The 19,776-nt window shown below is 68.8% G+C and carries 16 protein-coding genes, 2 tRNA genes and 1 pseudogene; 14 read left to right on the top strand and 5 right to left on the bottom strand.

Features of this window, described 5'->3' with window-relative positions:
* Positions 1-280: 280 nt before the first annotated feature.
* The 7 genes and pseudogenes from ACEZDG_RS11725 (at position 281) to ACEZDG_RS11695 (ending at position 4,246) form a co-directional block, all read left to right on the top strand.
* Complete coding sequence (locus tag ACEZDG_RS11725; protein ID WP_380506651.1) at positions 281-775, top strand: TIGR03668 family PPOX class F420-dependent oxidoreductase; 495 nt, start codon at positions 281-283, stop codon at positions 773-775.
* A 55-nt stretch (positions 776-830) separates the two neighbouring features.
* Positions 831-1,601, top strand: a complete 771-nt coding sequence (locus ACEZDG_RS11720) for a GntR family transcriptional regulator (RefSeq protein ID WP_380506648.1) — start codon at positions 831-833, stop codon at positions 1,599-1,601.
* Positions 1,602-1,732: 131 nt separating this feature from the next.
* The gene (locus ACEZDG_RS11715) at positions 1,733-1,867 is read left to right on the top strand and encodes a hypothetical protein (protein WP_380506645.1); all 135 of its coding nucleotides are present in this window, start codon (positions 1,733-1,735) and stop codon (positions 1,865-1,867) included.
* Complete coding sequence (locus ACEZDG_RS11710) at positions 1,864-2,196, top strand: hypothetical protein (RefSeq protein ID WP_380506643.1); 333 nt, start codon at positions 1,864-1,866, stop codon at positions 2,194-2,196. The genes ACEZDG_RS11715 and ACEZDG_RS11710 overlap by 4 nt, the downstream gene beginning before the upstream one ends.
* A 76-nt stretch (positions 2,197-2,272) precedes the next feature.
* Positions 2,273-2,518 carry a hypothetical protein gene (locus ACEZDG_RS11705; protein ID WP_380506641.1) on the top strand — a complete coding sequence of 82 codons (246 nt, stop codon included), beginning with the start codon at positions 2,273-2,275 and terminating at the stop codon, positions 2,516-2,518.
* A gap of 102 nt (positions 2,519-2,620) precedes the next feature.
* A complete protein-coding gene (locus ACEZDG_RS11700; RefSeq protein ID WP_380506638.1) occupies positions 2,621-3,250 on the top strand; it encodes a DUF3761 domain-containing protein in 630 nt (209 codons plus the stop codon).
* A gap of 53 nt (positions 3,251-3,303) precedes the next feature.
* Positions 3,304-4,246: pseudogene (locus tag ACEZDG_RS11695) on the top strand (IS5 family transposase).
* A 345-nt stretch (positions 4,247-4,591) separates the two neighbouring features.
* Here the strand turns inward: ACEZDG_RS11695 and ACEZDG_RS11690 are convergent.
* Entirely contained in the window at positions 4,592-5,191 is a 600-nt protein-coding gene (locus ACEZDG_RS11690; RefSeq protein ID WP_380506635.1) for a T6SS immunity protein Tdi1 domain-containing protein, read from the bottom strand.
* Between the two features lie 71 nt (positions 5,192-5,262).
* Positions 5,263-6,071, bottom strand: a protein-coding gene (locus ACEZDG_RS11685; protein ID WP_380506632.1) for an IS5 family transposase whose coding sequence is annotated in 2 segments (ribosomal slippage) — positions 5,263-5,723 and positions 5,723-6,071 — 810 coding nt in all. Because the reading frame shifts where the segments join, the coding sequence is not laid out codon by codon here.
* A gap of 1,146 nt (positions 6,072-7,217) precedes the next feature.
* On the opposite strand from ACEZDG_RS11685, the gene ACEZDG_RS11680 reads away from it, so the two are divergent.
* The 5 genes from ACEZDG_RS11680 (at position 7,218) to ACEZDG_RS11660 (ending at position 16,785) form a co-directional block, all read left to right on the top strand.
* Entirely contained in the window at positions 7,218-8,072 is an 855-nt protein-coding gene (locus tag ACEZDG_RS11680; protein WP_380506629.1) for a hypothetical protein, read from the top strand.
* Positions 8,073-8,236: 164 nt separating this feature from the next.
* Entirely contained in the window at positions 8,237-8,590 is a 354-nt protein-coding gene (locus tag ACEZDG_RS11675; protein ID WP_380506626.1) for an AraC-like ligand-binding domain-containing protein, read from the top strand.
* Between the two features lie 701 nt (positions 8,591-9,291).
* Positions 9,292-9,414, top strand: coding sequence for a hypothetical protein (locus tag ACEZDG_RS11670; RefSeq protein WP_380506623.1), 123 nt, complete (start codon positions 9,292-9,294; stop codon positions 9,412-9,414).
* 352 nt (positions 9,415-9,766) lie between these two features.
* Complete coding sequence (locus tag ACEZDG_RS11665) at positions 9,767-16,375, top strand: RHS repeat-associated core domain-containing protein (RefSeq protein ID WP_380506620.1); 6,609 nt, start codon at positions 9,767-9,769, stop codon at positions 16,373-16,375.
* 38 nt (positions 16,376-16,413) lie between these two features.
* Complete coding sequence (locus ACEZDG_RS11660) at positions 16,414-16,785, top strand: hypothetical protein (protein ID WP_380506617.1); 372 nt, start codon at positions 16,414-16,416, stop codon at positions 16,783-16,785.
* Positions 16,786-16,869: 84 nt separating this feature from the next.
* Here ACEZDG_RS11660 and ACEZDG_RS11655 read toward each other — a convergent pair whose 3' ends face one another.
* From ACEZDG_RS11655 to ACEZDG_RS11645, 3 genes are all read right to left on the bottom strand, one after another.
* A complete protein-coding gene (locus tag ACEZDG_RS11655) occupies positions 16,870-17,388 on the bottom strand; it encodes a type II toxin-antitoxin system PemK/MazF family toxin (protein ID WP_380506614.1) in 519 nt (172 codons plus the stop codon).
* 82 nt (positions 17,389-17,470) lie between these two features.
* A tRNA-Asn gene (locus ACEZDG_RS11650) sits at positions 17,471-17,543 on the bottom strand.
* Between the two features lie 31 nt (positions 17,544-17,574).
* Positions 17,575-17,647: transfer RNA gene (locus ACEZDG_RS11645), tRNA-Asn, on the bottom strand.
* A gap of 267 nt (positions 17,648-17,914) precedes the next feature.
* Here ACEZDG_RS11645 and ACEZDG_RS11640 point away from each other — a divergent pair.
* Positions 17,915-18,226 (top strand): YtxH domain-containing protein, encoded by a 312-nt coding sequence (locus ACEZDG_RS11640; protein ID WP_380506611.1) that lies wholly within the window; start codon positions 17,915-17,917, stop codon positions 18,224-18,226.
* A gap of 117 nt (positions 18,227-18,343) precedes the next feature.
* Positions 18,344-19,768 (top strand): FGGY family carbohydrate kinase, encoded by a 1,425-nt coding sequence (locus tag ACEZDG_RS11635; protein ID WP_380506608.1) that lies wholly within the window; start codon positions 18,344-18,346, stop codon positions 19,766-19,768.
* Positions 19,769-19,776 lie beyond the last annotated feature (8 nt).

Here is a 19,776-nt window from a genome sequence, read left to right as displayed (position 1 = left end):
CGATAAGCCGACTGCATTGGCGAGGCAGGGCACCGCAAGGATCGTCCGTTGATCCCACCGGAGGACCCCGCTCATATCGAACACCATCGAGCGCACTCAGCTGAACGTTCTCGGCCGCTGGTGCCGCGCTGCCGTCACGGCCGGAACGAGTCGACCGCACAGACGGGGCCCGCCGTCATGTCGATGGCGGGCCCCGTCTGGTGTCTCAGATTCCGGTCCACTCTCCGGGACGGTCGACCCAGGAGACCTGTGCAGGCTCGCGCAAATCGGTACCGGGTCGATGCTGTTCGACGAGGACCTCGAACTGGGCTTGGATGCCGCCGGGTTCGGTTGTCGTGCGCGCTACGGTCGGGACATGAAGCTCACGACCGCCGAGGCGCGGGCGCGTCTCCAGCAGGCCCGCATCGCCCGACTGGCGACCGCCGGCGCCGATGGACAGCCGCACCTGGTGCCCATCACCTTCGTCCTGGACAACGAGTGCATGTACTTCGCCATCGACCACAAGCCGAAGTCGACGATGAAGCTGCGGCGGCTGCAGAACATCACCGAGAACCCTCAGGTGTCCGTCCTGGTCGACCACTACTCCGACGATTGGGACGCCCTGTGGTGGGCCCGCGCCGACGGCACCGCGGAGATCTGGGACGCGGGGGATCCGCGCGCTGACGCGGTCGAACTGCTGTCCGCGAAGTATGAGCAGTACCGGGAGACGCCGCCTCTCGGTCCCGTGGTCGCGATCGCTGTCCGGTTGTTTTCCGGGTGGTCCTACGCGAGTTGAGCGTCGGGGTGCTGTCGTACTCTGCTTGGATACACAAGCGGAGGTACCTGTGCCCATGGCCGCCCGCGAAGCGCCACTGTTCCGACAGATCGCCGACTCGCTGAGGTCGGCGATCCTCTCAGGCGAGTTCACGCCCGGAACTCAACTGCCGTCCGAGAACGACCTCAAGGACCGGTACGGCACCACGCGCGTGACGGTCCGCAAGGCCATCGCACTCCTCAAGGCTGATGGGCTGCTGATCAGCCAGCAGGGCAAGGGCGTGTTCGTTCGGCCGCGGCCGGCTGTCCAGATGCTCACAACAGGTGCGAACTGGCGGCGCCGACGCGAGAGCGGGACTGCCAACTACAACGCCGAGGCCGCCGCCCAAGGGCTGGTCGCGGAACAGCAGTTGCTCGGGGTGGAGACCCTCCCGGCCCCGGCGGAGATCGCCGAGCGCTTCGAGGTACCGGCGGGCACCCCTGTGATCGTCCGCCGCCTGCTGTTCGTCGTGGACGAGCAGCCCATGCAGTTGGTGTGCGCCTACTACATGGCGGCCCGCTTCGCCGGCACTGAGGTCGAGCAGCCTCGCCGGATCCGGGGCGGAGTGAGTCGGCTCGTGGAGGACCCGGTGGGTCCGATCCGGCAGCGGTTCATCCAGTTCGTCGAGGATCTGGAGATCCGGATGCCGACGCCGGAGGAGGCCGAGACTCTCGCGGTGCCGCCGGGTGTTCCTGTGGCCAGGGTCTTCCGGACCGGCCATGTCGCCTCTGGGGAGATCGTTGAGGTCCTGGACTCGCTGGTGCCGTGCGATCGCCACGTCTTTCGGTATGTGATCGACGTTCCCTGATCAGGTGATTATCCGTCACCAGGTGCCCACAGGCCCCCTTTTCGCGCCATCCGCTCTTGTATATCCAAGTGAACCGCCCCTATGGTGGGACGAGCTTGGATATACAAGCACCCGTAGTCATAGGGGGCGCCATGTCGGTCGCAAATCTGCAGGCCCAAGAGCCCAACCCGCGCGTGATGCCCGACTCTGCGCAGACGTTCCGCGTCAAGGTCCCACTGAACGACTTGCTGCAGGTGCTCGAGGACATTGCCGAGGTCGAGCGATGACCACCACTCTGCCGCCCACGACGGTCCGCTGCTCCTACTGCCAGGAACCCGCCGAGGGCTTGAGGGCGTGGCTCATCCGCCACGACCGCAGGTCACCGGTCGTCGCCATGAGCCACAACGCCTGCTATCCGGCGTTCATCGACGACTTGATCCTGATCAACGGCGGCATCGAAGGCGCGTACCCGACACCGGGGTCGTGCCACATGTGCGGGAGGCACACCCGGCGGGCCCGGGTCGTGGCCGAGATCCACAGCGAGGCCGGCGCCGGGGCGACCGTCGTCCGCTGCCTGGAGTGCTGCAAGAACCCGCCGAAGGCCGCAGTGGCCTGAGACTGGCCCTCATCGCCATCCAGACGGTCAGCAGTACGATCAGCGGATCACGATCATCGTGCTGACCGGGGGAAGCATGAACCAGAAGCGTCGTACCGCAGGCGTCCTTGCCGGAGCTGTCGCCGTACTCCTGGCCCTGGGCGGCGTGATCCATGTCGTCGACGCCTACAAGCACTCCGGCGCGCCGCCACCGTCTTGCACGACCAGGTCCGAGCCGAACGTCGACTGCATTACCGCCATCAACACCTGGTGTCAGGAGCACGACTCGAAGCCGGCAGACGACTGCGTTGATCAGCTCACGCTGAACTACCTCGACAGCTGACGACGAACCTGCTCGAACCCTGGGTAACGGAACGGCCCTACTCCGTAGTCACTATCTACGACCCTGGAAACCTGATCCCCCGATACTTTTTGGGGGATCCACATGCAACACCGCATCATCGCGGCCATATCGGCCATAGCAGCCACCGCCGCCGTACTCGTGCTCGCCGGTTGCAGCACCGAGACCGCAGCAGCCACCCCGCCATCGAAGACCAGCACCCTGCCGGACCTCATCGGCGAGGGCCTGCAGAGCGCACAGGACACCGCCCAGGCCGCCGGCTTCAACTCCCTGAAGTCCCACGACGCCCTCGGCCGACATCGCCACCAGATCTTCGACCGGGACTGGAAGGTCTGCACCCAGACCCCGGCGCCCGGATCTCAGACCCCGGACGCAACCGTCGACCTCGGGGCAGTGAAGACCAACGAGCAGTGCCCTGGAACCGGCAGCAGGATGAGCACCCCGAGCACGGCTGCGACCAACACGCCCACGCCGTCGCCACCGCCGTCGCCCACGCACGTGGCGAAGCCCAAGCCAACGCACGCTCCCACGCATTCCAGCAGCACAAACGGGTCCAACGGCGGTTCCTCCGGCGGCTCGTCGGGCTCCACCAGCGGCGACGGCAGCCCCGGAGACGGGGCTACGGCCCTGTGCAATGACGGCACCTACTCCCACGCAGCCCACCATCGAGGAGCCTGCTCCAGCCACGGAGGGGTCGCCGTGTTCTACAACTAGGGGCTGTCCGGCCGATCATGTGACTGGCCGCTCATCGGGTCGTTGTTCTTGGCATGGGTGGGAATCAGCGTGGTGGGCTGTCGGATGCCGAGTGGGAACGTCTGCGGCCGTTCCTGCCGGTGAGCAATGGTCGGTGTGGGCGGTGGCGTGACCATCGTCAGGTGATCGACGGAATTCTTCACCGGGTGCGGACCGGGGTGCACTGGCGTGATCTGCCTGAGCGGTTCGGGCCCTGGAAGACCGTCTACGAGCGGCATCGGCTGTGGTCGGCGGACGGTACCTGGGAGCATCTGCTGCAGCAGGTCAAGGCCGCCGCCGACGCGGCCGGCCAGATCGACTGGGCTGTGTCAGTGGACTCGACCAGCGTGCGTGCCCACCAGCAAGCGGCTGGTGCGCGGACCGCTCCGCCGCCCGCGCCGGCCACGTCAAAGGGGGCCGAGACGCTGGAACACCAGGACGAATCCTCGTGGCAGAGCCTGGTCGCCCGGCTGGTGGAGGTGGTGCTGGAGGTGAGGGCCTGGGTCGATCGCGCGGTGGCTTCACCAGCAAGATTCACCTGAGTGCCGACGGCCGCTGCCGCCCGCTGTCCCTGATCGTCACGCCCGGGCAGCAGGCCGACTGCACCCAGTTCGTGCCGGTGCTGGAGAAGATCCGGGTTCCCCGCCTGGGGCCGGCCGACCGCGCAAGAGGCCGGACAGCGTCGCGGCCGACAAGGCATACAGCAACGGGCCATGCCGTCAGTACCTGCGGCAGCGCGGTATCAGGCACACCATCCCGGAGAAGTCCGACAGTCAGGCCGCCCGCCTGCGCAGAGGATCGCGCGGCGGACGGCCACCAGGCTTCGACCAGGACCGGTACAAGAAGCGCAACACCGTGGAACGGGCCATCAACAAGCTGAAGAACCACCGTGCGGTGGCCACTCGTTACGACAAGCGCGGCTACGTCTTCCTCGGCACCGTCACAGCCGCCGCACTCGTCATCTGGCTCAGGGTTTGAGGCCCCTCACAGCGCGAAGGGTTGAATAGGCCAGAGCCCGGTCAACCACCTCTGCCGCTGTCGGCTCAGGCCCCTCGGGCCAGAAGATCAGGCCGGAGACATGACCGCTCGGACACCCGAGGGCCCTGTCGAGCTGGTCCAACACCCTCTGAATCTCATCATCGGCGTATTCGGAGTTCATGATTTTCTGCACCAGCATGACTGCTGTCCCGCGAGTAATCAGCAACTGCATCCACCCCTCAGACGTAGATGCACCTTAGAGGAGCTAACAGAAAGAGCCCTGGTGCCAGGTCGTCTGCCCCGGATACCTCGCTGGCCAGGCCTGGTGGACGGGTGTCGGGCAGCCTAGAGTCCACTCACTCCGCGTGCCAACTGGCACGAGAGCTCCCAGTAGACATCCAAGTTGGATCGCTGGAGGTTGCCCACCGACTCCTCTCCTCCGAGGAAGAGCGGAACTCCCAGTCCCACGCACTCATCGAATCCGAGAGGGTCCATGTCCTGTGCGCGCCATTCTCGGTACAGCTCCCATGAGAGAGCCTCCCCATCCAGGCTCTCCTCCGAGATCAAGTCGTGGAACTCAGCAAGAGCCATTTCGCTCTCGTAGGCCTTTCCGGCCGCAGGATCGAACTGGATGACGGGCAGGTTCTGCGGATCCCTCAGATCGACGGCAAGCTGGCGCCCCAGCCAGTCGAAGGCGAACGGGAAGGTAACGCGTCCAGCCTCCGGAGCCAACTGAATGCAGTAGTCGCGCGCTTGCTGGGCGGTCCCGACACCGTGAACCCGGTACAGGCCATCCGCGAATGAGGTTCCAGCGTGGTGCCGGAAGCCCTCGGCCAGCTGCTGGTAGGCCGTCGTCGCGTTGCCACGCAACGGAAGCTCGTACTGTGCCGACTCCAACTGTTCCCTGGCTGTCTCGGGCCACTGCACCGCGAACGCGTCAAACACGTGCTGCCTTTCTCACTGCGATCAGCCAGGTGGTACGCCCGGCGCACCGCGACTATGTCAACTGAGAGCAGTCAACACAACGCGCGGACGCGTCTGTAGGTGATGATGCAGCACGCCAGCTTGAGGAATGCCTCGTGGATGTCATCGCGGATGTCCCACCGGATTCGCAGGCGTCGAAAGCCATGAAACCACGCGTTCGTCCGCTCGACGACCCACCGGACAGTGCCGAGTCCGGACCCGTGCGGGACTCCGCGACGCGCGATCACCGGTTTGATCCCGCGCTGCCACAACAAGCGCCGGTACTTGTCGTAGTCGTAGCCGCGATCGGCGTAGAGCCGGTCCGGTTGGTGACGCGGTCGGCCCCGCTTGCCGCGGACGTGGGGGATGGCGTCCACAAGTGGCAGCAGTTGGGTCACGTCGTGACGGTTGCCGCCGGTCAACGCGATGGCCAGCGGGGTGCCGCGACCGTCCGTGATCACATGGTGTTTCGAGCCGGGTCGACCGCGGTCGACCGGGCTCGGTCTCGTTTTGGGCCGCCCCGACGGACCTGGCGATGCGAGCCGTCGATCACCGCCCGCGACCAGTCCAGCTCACCGGCCCGGTGTAGCTCGCTCAGCAACACAAGGTGCAGCCGGTCCCACACCCCAGCCTCGTTCCAGTCCCGCAACCGACGCCAGCAGGTCATGCCCGAGCCGAAACCGAGCTCCTGCGGCAGCCACTCCCACTGGATCCCGGTGTGCAGCACGAACAAGATCCCCTGCAGACACTTGCGATCGTCCAGCGGCAGCCTGCCCGGGAACCGCAAACGCCGTTCCCGCACTGGCAAGAGCGGTTCGATCCGCTCCCACAGGTCGTCCGCCACAAGCCAGGGCGGCCCCATCCCCTTCCCCACGCTCTGACCAACGAGGCAGCAGGAAAGGAGACATGGGTCCGCAGAGCTCTTTATGTTAGCTCCTCTTAGCGAGTCACATGATCGGCCGGACAGCTCCTAGTGCGCGCCCAGCACCTCACCGGTAGCACTTGGACGCTGAAGTACACGTTCAACTGTGCGAACTCCGGCTCGGCAGGAACCTTCGTCGTGAGCGACGAGATCAGCGTCCCGCCAGTCAACGCGCTCAAGGTGCAAGGCTTCCGGCATTACGCCGCAGTACAACAGCGACACCCACCACCTAGAGATCAACTGCGAATACGACTGGACGATCACCATCACCGGCTGACCCGTCCGGCCCCGCACCAGTGCGGCCGGGCGGGGCCGAGGATCCTGCTGGTGGATCAGGGGCCCCGTTCTCGTACATCATCGAACCCGAGGTAACGGCTCGGACGTACCGCGTCGTCACATCGGCGAGCACTGAAACGCTGGACCTCCAACCATCCAAGGGGACAGCGCCATGAGCGACCCAACCCAGCCGCGCGCTTGGCGGCCACCACCACCGCGGCAGGTACCCGGCCGACGGAAGATGAAGATTGCTGGGATCGGATGCGGCAGCGTCGTCCTTGCCCTGATCGTCATTGGTGGCATCGCCGCAGCCGTCGACCCGCCCAAGAAGACTGGTTCAACCGTCCCAGTTGCAACCACACAGTCGGCTGCCGCTATCACCACGACAAGCAGTCCGCCCGAGCCTTCTCCTTCGCCGACCCTTGCACCGACGACGACCGGCCCCACTCCGGCGAAGTCGAGCCCCACTATGCCGAGTCCGAAGCCAGCACCGGCCCACAAGGCAGCGCCGAGGCCGACGAAGGCCAGGGCGACACCAAAGGAGTGCGACCCGGGTCCTGACATTATCGTCTGGTATCGCGTACCGACCCTCGACGATGAAGCGCAACTGCTCGGCAGCCGCGGCGGTGTCAACTGCTCTTCCACATTCGACTACGTCCAGACGACATCACCGACCGGCCCCGGGTACTGCACCGTGGCTGCGTGGTCGAGCGACAACCCGGGCTACGACGCGAACGCCGACCCGGCGAAACGTCCCAAGAAGGCGCAGGTATCGGTTGGCCCGGCTTGCTGAGGTCTACCGTGCTACACATGGGGTTCCCTTTCGCAACAACCGTTTCGGCCGTATCGGCGGCGGCGAGCGCTCTTGCGGCCTTTGCCGCGTACCACGCGGCCCGCAAGGCGAACTCCACAGCCGTGGCGGTCGCCAACATCGAACGCGACCGCCGACACAGCGAACTGCGCCCAGTACTGGAGATCGGCACGCCTCAGAGCGCCACGGACCCGGACATCCTGCGCTTCCGATTCACCGGACCGGACGAACTGGAGTCCTTCGGCCTGCTCACAGTCACCGTCACCATCCGCGACGACAGGGACCGATCCAACGACTCCCTGCTCGGCGGCAGCCCTACGCGTGAGGAACTCGCCGCGCAGATCTGGGGACCCTGGCGCCTACGCCCCCGTGTCGACGGCGCCGACCAGCAGGGGCGCTCCGCTCCCGGTCGAACTGTTCGTGTAGGGGAGGAACTCGTTTCTTCCATCGACAAGACGCTGTCCCCGCAATGGAGCCGTGACCAGCCTGGTTGGGACCGACAGTACAGCGGTGCACCCATCCGCCTGCGCGTCGAGATCACGGCCGAAGGGTTCCGCCCCTGGGTGCTGCTGCGCGAGGTCCCGCCCTGGCGCGGGCGCGGCGTGCGCTTCGAGATCCAGCGAGGAACTGGCGACCTGTACCTGTTGCGCAACGTCGGCACATCGACGGCCATTGACGTGACCGTCGAGGACGGGCCGGGCGTGGACGACAGGCCCCAGAACGTCACCGTCGCGGTAGGCGAAGCAGTGCACATGATCATGGCTGGATCCCTGGCTGTGTCACTTCCCACGGAGCTGCGGGTCGTCTGGGACGGTCAGCTTGAGCCGGTCACTCTGCCCATGCCGCCTCGCTGACTACAGTCCGATCCCAGCGGTGGCGGCGTCTTCCCCCAATGACAGGTACGACACCGGGGCGGACGGTCGGGTGCGGGCTCGGGGTCGCCTGGAGATGGCATGGCGGCGTCATTGAATGGAGAACCACCCCTCGCGGAGGCTGTGGTTCTCGGGGGAGGCCATGCATGGTGATCGAGACCGTGCTGCGCAGCGAGGAGTTGCCGGCGGCCGAGCGGTTCGACTGGTGGCGGGACACCATCGACCGTTCGCTGCCGCCGGCCATCGTCACCACTGACCACACCGACGGCTTCCGGGCCACGGCGCGGCAGTTGCGCCTGGGCACAGTCCGGGTGTCCGTGCTGGCCCATCCGCCGATGTGGGTGGACCGGTGCGCCGCGTTGGTCCGCAGGTCCGACCCGGGCCTCTACCACCTGGCGCTGCCGCTCCGGGGCACCCGCCGGATCGCGCTCGGCAAGCACGACGCCGTGCTGGCCGCGGGCGACCTGCTGCTCCACGACACGCGCGGGTGCACCCGCTGATGGGCCTGCGGCTGTCGAGGCACAGCGGCGCGGGCGTCCTGCTGTCCCGGTTGCTGACCCAACTGGCCGCGGAGTCCCGGCCTTGGGGCCGCACGACGCCGTGGGACTCGGAACCGTGGCGACGGACCTGGTGGCCGTCCGGGAAGTCGGGGTGCCCCGAGGCCATGGAACCCGGGGCACCGCGGTGTACTACCGGGGGATGGCGTACACCGGAGAGTCGTCTGTCCCGGCGGCGCCGAACTACACCTACGTTTTTCGCCATCGGTGCGACCGGCGCTGCGTCGGGCCCCGGGGGGAGGAGCGTGGTGCTCGGCGGCGGGCTTGCCGGAACTCTTCCGGGTGCGGGGCGGCTCAGAGGGTCTTCGCGGGAGTCGTCAGTAGTTCGCGCCGAGAGCGGTACCGAGAGCGGAGTCGGGCGAGGAGTCGGCGCATGGGCCGCAGCACCGACCGGCGGGACGGGCGCACCAGCGGATTCACAAGCCCTTCTCCTCCCCCTTGGGATGCGTGATCTCTGCGACAGCGGCGGCCCCACGGCCGTCCGACCGTGGCCCCGGTGTGTAGCATCCGCTGACATGCGATGCGGAGCTTGTGGATCGGAACGGCTCAGCCCACTCGGTGAGCTGAGTTCACCCGAGTCGATCAAACCGATCCGGCTCCGGTTCTACCGGACGGGGCTCTTCAAGGGCCGGCCGGCCTACGACGTGCCGTTCGCACGCGCCTGCCGCGACTGCGGCGCGCTGACTCCCTTCCTCAGCGCTTCGGCCCGGCGGCAGCTCGACGCGGACGCCGACACCCTCGGCGACGTCGCACCACCGGCGTCCTAGGGAACAACGCACACAAACAGCGACCCCCACGCCTCCACCCAGAATGTATGCAATCAATCACACCCGACGGAGCATTTGTAGCCTTTTGCTCCTATTGACTGCAGAAAAAGGGTGCACACGACCGGGCGCCATTGACTGGTATGCGTCAGAGGCTGATCATTTGCGCTGCACCATGCCGCCATCAGGGAGGCGTGTGCCGCATCTGAATGGGGAGTGAGCAGTGAAACGGTTGACCGCGCTGGCGGCGATCACTGCCGTAGTTGCCGGGCTCGGAGTGCCCCCGGCCTGGGCCGGGACGATGGGGACAACTCGGGCCGCCGGACAAGCACAGACGTCTTCAACGTCGAACCCGGTGACGGACTTTGGATCGAAGGCGGCTGTCTCTCCGGACCTGGCTGTCAACGCGTTCGGCGACGGCGCCGGGTACCACATTCAGGTCGCGCAGGAGAAGACGGGCTTCACCTGGAAGGAGGTGGCGGTCCTTCGTCCGGGCAACCTTGACGACTCGTCATGGACCGGGTACCAGTGCACCTCGGGGGACGGCCGCTACGAGGCCGTCGCCGTGCTGCCGACGTCGGCGGTGAACAACAACGCCGCCCGTGACCAGGGGGCGTTCGCCTACTCCGTGGACCTGCGGACCGGCACCGTACGGCCCATCGCCTCCGGCGTCGGCCTGGAGTACTTCTCCCCCGGCTGCGGGACGGGCGACCAGGCCGCCTTCAGCCTCTACCTGGGCACCGACGAGAAGACCAGCGAGATCCTGACCGCCGATCTGACCAGCGGCAAGGTCGTGCACACCACGACCGTCGCCGGCCAGGTCACCTCGACCGTGCCGACCGGGCAGGGCCTGGTCGGGGTCATGGGCTCGCAACTCGTCTCGCTCCCCCGGAGCGGCGCCGTCACCGGCAGGCCGAGCAGGATCGCCTCGGTCGCCGGTTCCGCCTACGAGCTGCGCCCCGCGGCCGACGGCGGCATCGACTTCCTCACCCTGGCCCCGGGCCGGAAGACCGCCTCCGTGGTGCACGAGTCCCACGGCACGGTCCACAGCCTGGGCACGGGTCCCGCCGCGGGGCTGCAGATCTTCCAGGGACGGGCCGGCCACAACACCCTGGCCGGCAGCACCTCCCTGGCCGACGGCAGCAGCCTGCGCAAGGTCGACGCCTCCCCGCTCGCCGATCCCGCCTACGCGTCGCTGGACGGCGACGCGCTCTTCGGCGACCACCAGAAGAACACCACCGCGGACTCCAGCGTCCTGGTCACCGGCAGCCGCAAGCTGGTCAAGCGCGCCCCGGCCGCCGCGACGACGGTCGGCAGGGTGTCCACGACCGTCCCGCCCGCCGTCCCGGCCTCCGGTGCCCCGGCTGCCAAGAGCTCCGCGAACTCCGCGTACACCGCTGCCGCCGCCGGCAGCGTGGTGAACGCGGCCTTCGTCACGCCGAAGGCCGTGCAGGCGACGGCGCTGGCAACGGTGCAGACGCCGAAGTGCTCGGTGCCGCGCAACGACCCCACCAAGCAGGCGATGCAGCCCAGCAACGCGCAGGTCGACTGGGCGGTGCAGATGGCCGAGCAGAACCTGCTGACGGGTTCCGCGGTGGCGCGTCCGGCGAACTTCGACAACCTGGGCCTGGCCTCCTACTCCGCCAACGGCGACTTCGCGCAGGTCCCGCTGTCGCACCCGGCCTCCAGCAGCCAGACCAGCGTGCCGCGTTCGGTGATGGAGGCGATCCTGGCCCAGGAGAGCAACTGGGACCAGGCCTCCTGGCACGCCCTGCCCGGCATCGGCGGCAACCCGCTGATCGGCAACTACTACGGCACCGCCGGGTCGATCGACTCGATCAACTACGCCGCCGCCGATTGCGGTTACGGCATCGGCCAGGTCACCAACGGCATGGCCAGCACCGACACCACCTTCTCCGCCCACGGCCAGATCAAGGTCGCCGTGGACTACGAGGAGAACATCGCCGCCGGCCTGCAGATCCTCGAGCGCAGCTGGAACCAGCTCTACGCCGCCGGCATCACCGCCAACGGCGGTGACCCCAAGTACCTGGAGAACTGGTACTTCGCGATCTGGGCCTACAACTCCGGTGTCCAGCCCACCGCCGCCTACGGCAACACCACCAACTGCACCCCAGGGCTCACCTGCGCCGGACCCGACGGCACCTGGGGCCTGGGCTGGTCCAACAACCCCGCCAACCCCAACTACCCGCCCAACCGCCAGCCCTACCTCGCCTACACCTACGGCGACGCCGCCCACCCCGGCAGCTGGCCCTACCAGGAACGCGTCCTGGGCTGGATGGGCACCCCGCTGCTGCGCTCCAACGCCAAGGCCTACGCAGGCCCGGCCTACCACGGCGGCAGCAACTGGCTGAACATCGCTCCGTTCACCACCTTCTGCGGTGCCAACAACCACTGCACCCCCAACGCGGCGCAGACCGCCGGCACCTGCGGCCTGGCCGACTCCGAGTGCTGGTGGAGCCTGCCGGCCAGCTGGATCCCCAGCATCGCCACCACCGGCAGCACCAGTAGTTACACCTACGGCGCCGGGTCCACCGAACCGTCCGTCGCCGACCCGCACCCGCCGACCTGCAACCGCGACTCCGGCGTCCTGCCGTCCACCTCCAGCGGCGCGCCGATCATCGTCTCGGCGCAGGTCGGACTCGCCGTGGGCAGCACCCCGCTGAACATCGCCGGCTGCTCGGGCGAGAACTGGTCCAACAACGGCACCTTCACCATGAGCTACGGCACCGACAGCTCGGGCAACGCCACCGGCGCCATCGACACCCACCAACTGGGGGTGGGCTTCGGCGGGTACACCCTGTTCACCCACACCCACGACGGCTCCGAGTCGGCCGTGATCAACACCGGCACCTGGACGCCCAACCTGCCGAAGCTGCAGTACTACAAGATCAAGCTGCACTTCCCGGCCACCGCGGCCAGTGCCACCAACGCCGTCTACAGCATCAACCCCGGTGGCGGTGTGAGCCCGTGGAAGATCCGGGTGAACCAGGACTGGGGCTCCGAGCAGTGGGTCACCATCGGCACCTTCGCCATGGAAAACGGCGGGAACGTGGTGCTCACCAACCAGAGCGGCAATGTGCCCAAGGCGGGTGAGGCCTGGTCGGACTTCGACGTCGCCTACGACGCCATCGCCTTCACCCCCGAGGGCGGCACCCCGGGACAGCCCATCGGCGGACCGCCGACCATTCAGGACGCCCCCAAGGGCTCCAACCCCGCCTACATCCAGTGCGGTTGCGCCCGTCGCACCGCGGGTGACCCGGTCGACACCAGCACCGGCTACTTCGGTCAGGACTTCACGGACCTGACCACGCCCGGCCGGGGCGCCGTGCTGAACATGACCCGCTCCTACGCCGAGGCGATCGCCGACCCGAACGGCCCCAACGGGTCGCTCGCCGCCGACGGACCCCTCGGCTGGGGCTGGACGTTCAACTACAACCAGCACGCCACCACCGATGCCACGACCGGCAATGTGACCGTCCGGCAGGAGGACGGATCCTCCGTCACCTTCCTGGACGCCTCCGGGACGTACACCCCCAGCGCCCCGCGCTTCGACGCGACGCTGACCAAGTCCGGCAGCACCTACACCTACACCCGCCTCGGCCAGGCGATCTTCAGTTTCGACGTGGCGACCGGGCACCTGCTGTCCGAGCAGGACCTGGCCGGCAGCAAGGCGTCGACGCCCTATGCGACCGTGCTGGCCTACGACTCCTCCGGGCACCTCTCCACGGTGACCGATCCGGCCGGGCGGACCTTCACCTTCACCTGGACCGGAAGCCACATCACCAAGCTGGCGGACTCGGCCGGTCGCACCCTCACCTACGCGTACGACGCGAACGACAACCTCACGGACGTCGTGGACGCGGGCGGCGGCCACAGCCAGTACGGCTACGACGGCAACCACCTGATGGTCTCCATGCGGACGCCGGGCAACTACGGCGGCCCGGCCTCGGCGGTCACCAGCATGGTCTACGACTCCAGTGAGCGGGTCACCACCCAGAAGGACCCGGACGGCGACCCCACCACGTTCGCCTACAACCCCGACGGCACGGTCCTGGTGACCGACCCGGCCGGCCACCAGATCCAGTACACCTACCAGAACGGGCTGCTGACCAAGCAGACCAACGGCTACGGCACGTCCAGCGCCGGAACCTGGAGCTACACCTACGACCCGGTGACGCTCGGCGTCACCTCGGAGACGGACCCGGCCGGCCATCTGACCACGTACACCTACGACGACCACGGCAACAAGTCGTCGGAGTCCAACTCCCTCGGCTACGCGACCGACTACCAGTACGACGACCACGGCAATCTGATCGAGACCATCGGCCCCGACGGTGTCGCCAAGGTCAACCAGTACGACCAGTCGGGCCACATCCCCTCCGGCTCCGCCGGGGTCCTGGACCTGACGTCCACCACCGTCACCTCGGCCGAGAACGTGGTCGACGCCACCGCAGGGACCTTCGGTTCGGTGGCGGCCCGCACGGTGAACTACTACTACGACGACCCCGCACACCCGGCGGACCTGACCCGGACCGTGGACGCCCTGGGCAACACCACCACCGACGCCTACGACGCGTTCGGGGACAAGACCTCCGTCACCGACGCGGTCGGCAACAAAACGACGTACTCCTTCGACACCGGCAAGGGCTGGCTGATGTCCAGCACCACGCCGCAGGGGGACAAGACCACGTACACCCGGGACGCCTGGGGGCAGCTCACCAAGTCGACGGACGCCCTCGGACACACCAACGCGTCCAGCTACGACCTCGACGGCCACGCCGTCAGCAGCACCGACGGCAACGGCAGGACCAGCACCGTCACATACGACGCGGCCGGCCGGCCCACCCAGGCCGAGACCGCCGACGGCACGGTGACCAAGACCGACTACAACCCCGACGGCACCGTCGCGGACACGGTCGACGGCCTCGGCAACAGGACCAGCTACGGGTACGACGGCCAGGGGCGGAAGGTCTCCCGCACCGACCCGGACCTCCGTACCACCAGCACGGTCATCGACCCGAGCGGCCGGGTGACCAGCTCGACCGACGCCAAGGGCCGCACGACGACCATGGGCTACGACGCCGCGGGAGAGCTCCTCAGCGTCGCGTACTCGGACACGTCCAGCCCGGGCACGACGTTCAGCTACGACCCCGCCGGCCGCAAGACCTCGATGACCGACGGCACCGGCACCACCAGCTACACCTATGACGCGTTCGGCGAGCTGACCCAGAAGATCACCGGCGCCGGCGCCGTCGTCTCCTACGGGTTCGACAACGGCGGCAACCTGGTGTCGATGACCTACCCCGGTGAGACCACCGCGGTCGCCCGGGGCTTCGACGCCGACAACCGGCTGGCCTCGATCACCGACACCAGCGGCAAGAAGACCGCCTTCGGCTACAGCGCCGACGGAGTCCTCGCCAGCACCACGTACCCCGACGGGGACGTGGTCACCAACGGCTACGACACCACCGACACGCTCACCTCGGCGGCCGTCTCCGGCAGCACCAGCAGTGCGCTGACCCTCGGCCGCGACAACGCGGGCCAGGTCGACGCGGAGCAGCTGGGCACCGCCCCGAGCACCTCCTTCTCCTACACCGACCGGGAGCAGCTGGCGGCCGCCACCGGAGGGTCCCCGGAGGCGTTCGCCATCGACCGGGCGAACAACCCGACCACGGTGGGCGGCAGCACCCAGTCCTTCGACGCGGCCGGGCAGCTGTGCTGGAGCACCCAGGGCGCGGTCGCCGACCCCGCCTGCGCGACGGCTCCGACCGGGGCCCGGACGTTCAGCTACGACCAGTTGGGAGAACGGACCGCCCAGTCGTCCGGCGCGGCGACCTACGGCTACGACCAGAGCGGCCGGCTGACGTCGTTCTCCGGCGGAGGGACCACGGCCGCCTACACCTACGACGGCGTCGGCGCCCGCACCTCCAAGACCGTCAACGGCGCCACCACCTCCTTCGTCTACGACGACAGCTCGCTGTCCAATCTGCTGACCGACGGGACCAACGACTACCTCTACGGCCCGGGCGGCCTGCCGATCGAGCAGAAGTCGGCATCGGCCAGCTACTGGTTCGTCCATGACCAGGTCGGCTCCACCACGGCCCTGCTGGACGCCTCCGGCGCCGAGGCCTCGACCTACGCGTACTCCGCCTACGGAGTGACCACGCATTCCGGTACCGCGAGCACACCGCTGCAGTACACCGGCCAGTACACCGACGCCGAGTCGGGGCTGCTCTTCCTCCGCGCCCGCTACTACGACCCGTCCACCGCCGAGTTCCTGACCGTGGACCCGGACGTGGACCTGACCGGGACCCCCTACGCGTACGCCGGGGGCAACCCGCTGAACGCGGTCGACCTCTCCGGGCTCGACTGGTGGAACCCCATCTCCTGGTCCAGCGACACCTGGAAGAACATCGGCGCGGGAGCCCTGGCCGGGGCCGCCGTGGTCGGCACGGCGGCGTGCATCGTCGCCGAGCCGTGCGGGGTCGGTGAACTCGCCATCGCCGGCGGGGCCTCCTTCGCCGCCGGCGGGATCAGCATCAGCACCGCCGCGTCCTGGGGCGCCGCCGCCGGGGCGTTCGGCGGCCTCGCCTACTCGGTCAGCAGCGGAGGGGATTCCTCCAGCGGTGATTCCGGCGGCTCCTCGGGCAGTTCCTCCAGCAGCGGATCCGACGCCAATCGCCAGGCGTCCCAGGACTACGCGCACCAGCAGGCCCAGATGGACCACGTGTTCGTGCCCAAGCACAAACTGGGCGCGCTGATCGCGTCGTGCGGCGACGAGGGCGCGACCATGGACCAGATCATCGACAGCGTGCAGGACGCACCCGACGGGATCTACGGAAAGACGAATCCGCTGGTACGCGTGATCAACGGATACACGGTCACCATTCGCGGCGCCATGATCAAGGGGGTATTCAAGGTCGGCACCGCATTCATTCCATAAGTTGACAGGGATGGGCTCCGGTGCCAGGGTTCGTTTCCATGGCACCGGAACCCGTCCCACCCCGCATTCTCACGCAGGCCGAGCGCGACGTATTGGCCCTGCTGCTTTCCGCGGATTTCGAAGGCGCGCAGGAGCTTCGGTCGCAACTGGACCACACGCAGGTCGTGGCGGTCTGGGCGGCCGGTTCGCCCAGTGTCGACCTCGCCGTTCCCGGCGGCATCGGAAAAGCGCAGGTAGCGGACGGGGAAATTCCGGTCGGGGCCGAGGTCCACGACCCGCAGGGTAATTACCTGGGAGAAATCACCGTATGGGTGACGAGTGGCCTCCTTTCGGCCATCGAATACTCCTGGGTGACCGACGAGCCGCCCACCAGGCTTCCTGACACCGCCGCCCTGAGGCTGGTCCAGTGAATTCCCCCGTTCGCACGATGTTTGACGGAAGGTCATTTCATCGTGCACGGACGGCATCGTCCAGCAGTTAGCCCAGTACCGGGTTCAGGCCAGGGCCTTCTGCACCTGGTTCCAGAGCCCGGCGTCCACCGCGCCGACCCGGCGGCGGAAGTCGGCCAGCGGCACCTCGCGGGGCTCGTCCGTCTCCAGCCAGCTGGCCCGGTGCTCCCGGTCGCCGACGGTGCCGGGCGGCAGCGGGAGGACGCCGGGACGCTCGGTGTGGTGCTTGCTGGTGATCTTCAGCACCGTCGCGGTGACCGCGCCGCGGTGCAGCACCAGGCAGGGGCGGTCCTTGGAGCCGGGGCCGTCCTCGAACGGCACCTCGGCCCACCAGATCTCGCGCGGCTCGGGCAGCCGGGAGGGCGCACGCTCGGCGCCGCGCGAGGGCGCCGCCGGCGGGCGGCCCGCCCTGGGCCCGGGCCGGGGCGCCCGCGGACGGGGGCGCGGACGGTCGCCGCCGGAGCGGCCGGACGAACCGCTCCCGCGCCGCCGGGAGTACCCGAACAGCCCAGCCAGCAGCACCAGCAGCGCCACTCCGCCGTCGATCAGTTGAGAGTGCGTCATCCCCGGGGCCCCTCCTCGGAACACGGCGGCCGACGGCAAAGGCCCCGACCTGGGTCGGGGCCTTTGCCTGAAGCGTGTGCAGCTCCTCCAACTGGACTCGAACCAGTAACCTGCCGATTAACAGTCGGCTGCTCTGCCAATTGAGCTATGGAGGATCGTTCACCTGACCGGAAGCTGCTCCGGCTGCTCCCCCAACTGGACTCGAACCAGTAACCTGCCGATTAACAGTCGGCTGCTCTGCCAATTGAGCTATGGGGGAAAGTGCGGCTTCGCGGACCCGGCTCCGTCGAGCTGTGGGCGGCGCTTGCTGCGGGTCATACATTAGCGCACCCAGGGGGGTGCTCCGCCAATCGATAGTCCGCCGCGGACGCGGGCCCCGATTCGTCCGGCCTGACCAGGGTAGGCGAGGGCGGACGGCACAGGGTACTACGGGCCCGGCGCGGCAGCCGGGCGCCCCGGCCCCGACCGCCGTAGGCTCCCGGGAGCGCACAGCGACAGCACAGCGAAAGACAGAGGTGGAGGCGATATGCGCAAGCTCACTTTCATCGCGGGACTGGCCCTCGGCTACGTACTCGGCACCCGCGCCGGCCGCGAACGCTACGAGCAGCTCCGGAAGACGGCCCGCGACCTCTCGCAGGCCCCGACCGTCCAGTCCGCCACCCGCAGCGCCAAGCAGGCGGTCGGCACGGCCACCGGCAAGGCCGCGGACGCCGTGGTCGGCAAGGTCGGCGACAAACTGCCCTCCTCGCTCACCGAACGGGTCCCCTATCTGCGCGACCGCGTGAACGCGGCCGACAGCGACGGGACCACCGACGCCTGGGGCAGCACCAGCAGGTAGCGGGCGGCCGGGCCCTCCGCACCAGGGCGGCCGGGCCCTCCGAAATTCATGCCGTCCGGTCGGAATCCGGTTCCAGTACGGCGCGGGGCGCGCGCCGTTACGGCATGATCTCGTTACATGGCGATATCGGCTGGCATCGACTGCTCGTCCCAGTACACCAAGATCGTTGTCTGTGACAGCGACACCGGCGCGGTCCTCCGGGAGAACCGCGCCCCGCACCCGGGTGCGACCGCCGCCGGGGGCGCGACCGCCGAGATAGACCCGCAGTCCTGGCTGCGCTCGCTCGGTGCCGCCGCCGAGGGCGGAATGCTCGAAGGGGTGCGCGCGATCGGGGTCAGCGCCCAGCAGCAGGGTCTGATCGCCCAGGACGCCGGCGGGGTGCTGGTCCGTCCCGCGCTGCTGCGCCACGACCCGCGGGCCGGCCGGGCCGCCACCCAGCTGCTGGCCGAGCTCGGCGGCGCCGCCGCCTGGACCGAGGCCGTCGGCGGGATCCCCACCGCCGGATCCACCGTCGCCAAGCTGCGCTGGCTGGCCGAGCACGAGCCGCAGAACGCCAAGCGGGTGGCCGAGGTGCTGCTCCCGCACGACTGGCTGGTCTGGCAGCTGCTGGGCCACCCGACCCGGCGGGCCACCGACCGCGGCGACGCCTCCGGCACCGGCTACTGGTCGCCGGTGACCGGCCGCTACCGCAGCGACCTGCTGGCGCTGGCGCTCGGCCACGAGCCCTCCGTCCCGTCCGTACTGGGCCCCGCCGAGGCCGCCGGGCACAGCCCCGAGGGCCTGCTGATCTCGGCCGGCACCGGCGCCGCCATGGCCACCGCGCTGGGCCTCGGCCTGGACCAGGGCGACGCCGTGGTGTCGCTGGGCAGCAACGGCACCGTGCACGCCGTGCACGACAAGCCGCTGGTCGACCCGGACGGCACGATCACCGCCTTCGCCGACGCCACCGGACGGCATCTGCCGCAGGTCAGCACGCTGAACGCGGCCCGGGTGCTGCAGGCCACCGCCGAGCTGCTGCGCACCGACGCGGCCGGGCTCAGCGAGCTGGCGCTGCGCTCCACCCCCGGCTCGTACGGGCTGGTGCTGCTGCCCTACCTGGACGGCGAGCGCACCCCCGACCTGCCGCACGCGGCCGGCACCCTGGCCGGGCTGCGGGTGGACTCGATGCGTCCCGAGCACCTGGCCAGGGCCGCCGTCGAGGGCATGCTCTGCGGCCTCGCGGACGCGCTGGACGTGCTGCGGGACCGCGGGGTGGCGGTGCGCCGGGTGTTCCTGACCGGCTCGGCCGGGCGCCTGGCCGCGGTGCAGGCCATCGCACCGCTGCTGCTCGGTGTCCCGGTGGTGATCCCGGCCCCCGGCGACTACGCCGCGATCGGCGCGGCCCGGCAGGCGGCCTGGGCGCTGGCCGGCAGCACCACCCCGCCGCAGTGGCCGCTGCGCGACGCGGTGACCGTCGACCCGGGCGAGGACGTGGCGGTCGGCCGCGCGGTCCGGCAGCAGTACGCCGCGGTCCGCAACCAGGCCCACCCCGAGCTGGGCTGAGGCCCGAC

Origin of the sequence: Streptacidiphilus alkalitolerans, from assembly GCF_042511045.1 — a bacterium.
Classification (GTDB): Bacteria; Actinomycetota; Actinomycetes; order Streptomycetales; family Streptomycetaceae; genus Streptacidiphilus; species Streptacidiphilus alkalitolerans.
Note: the sequence above shows the minus strand (reverse complement) of the source record. Positions and strands in the feature narration are given on the sequence as shown.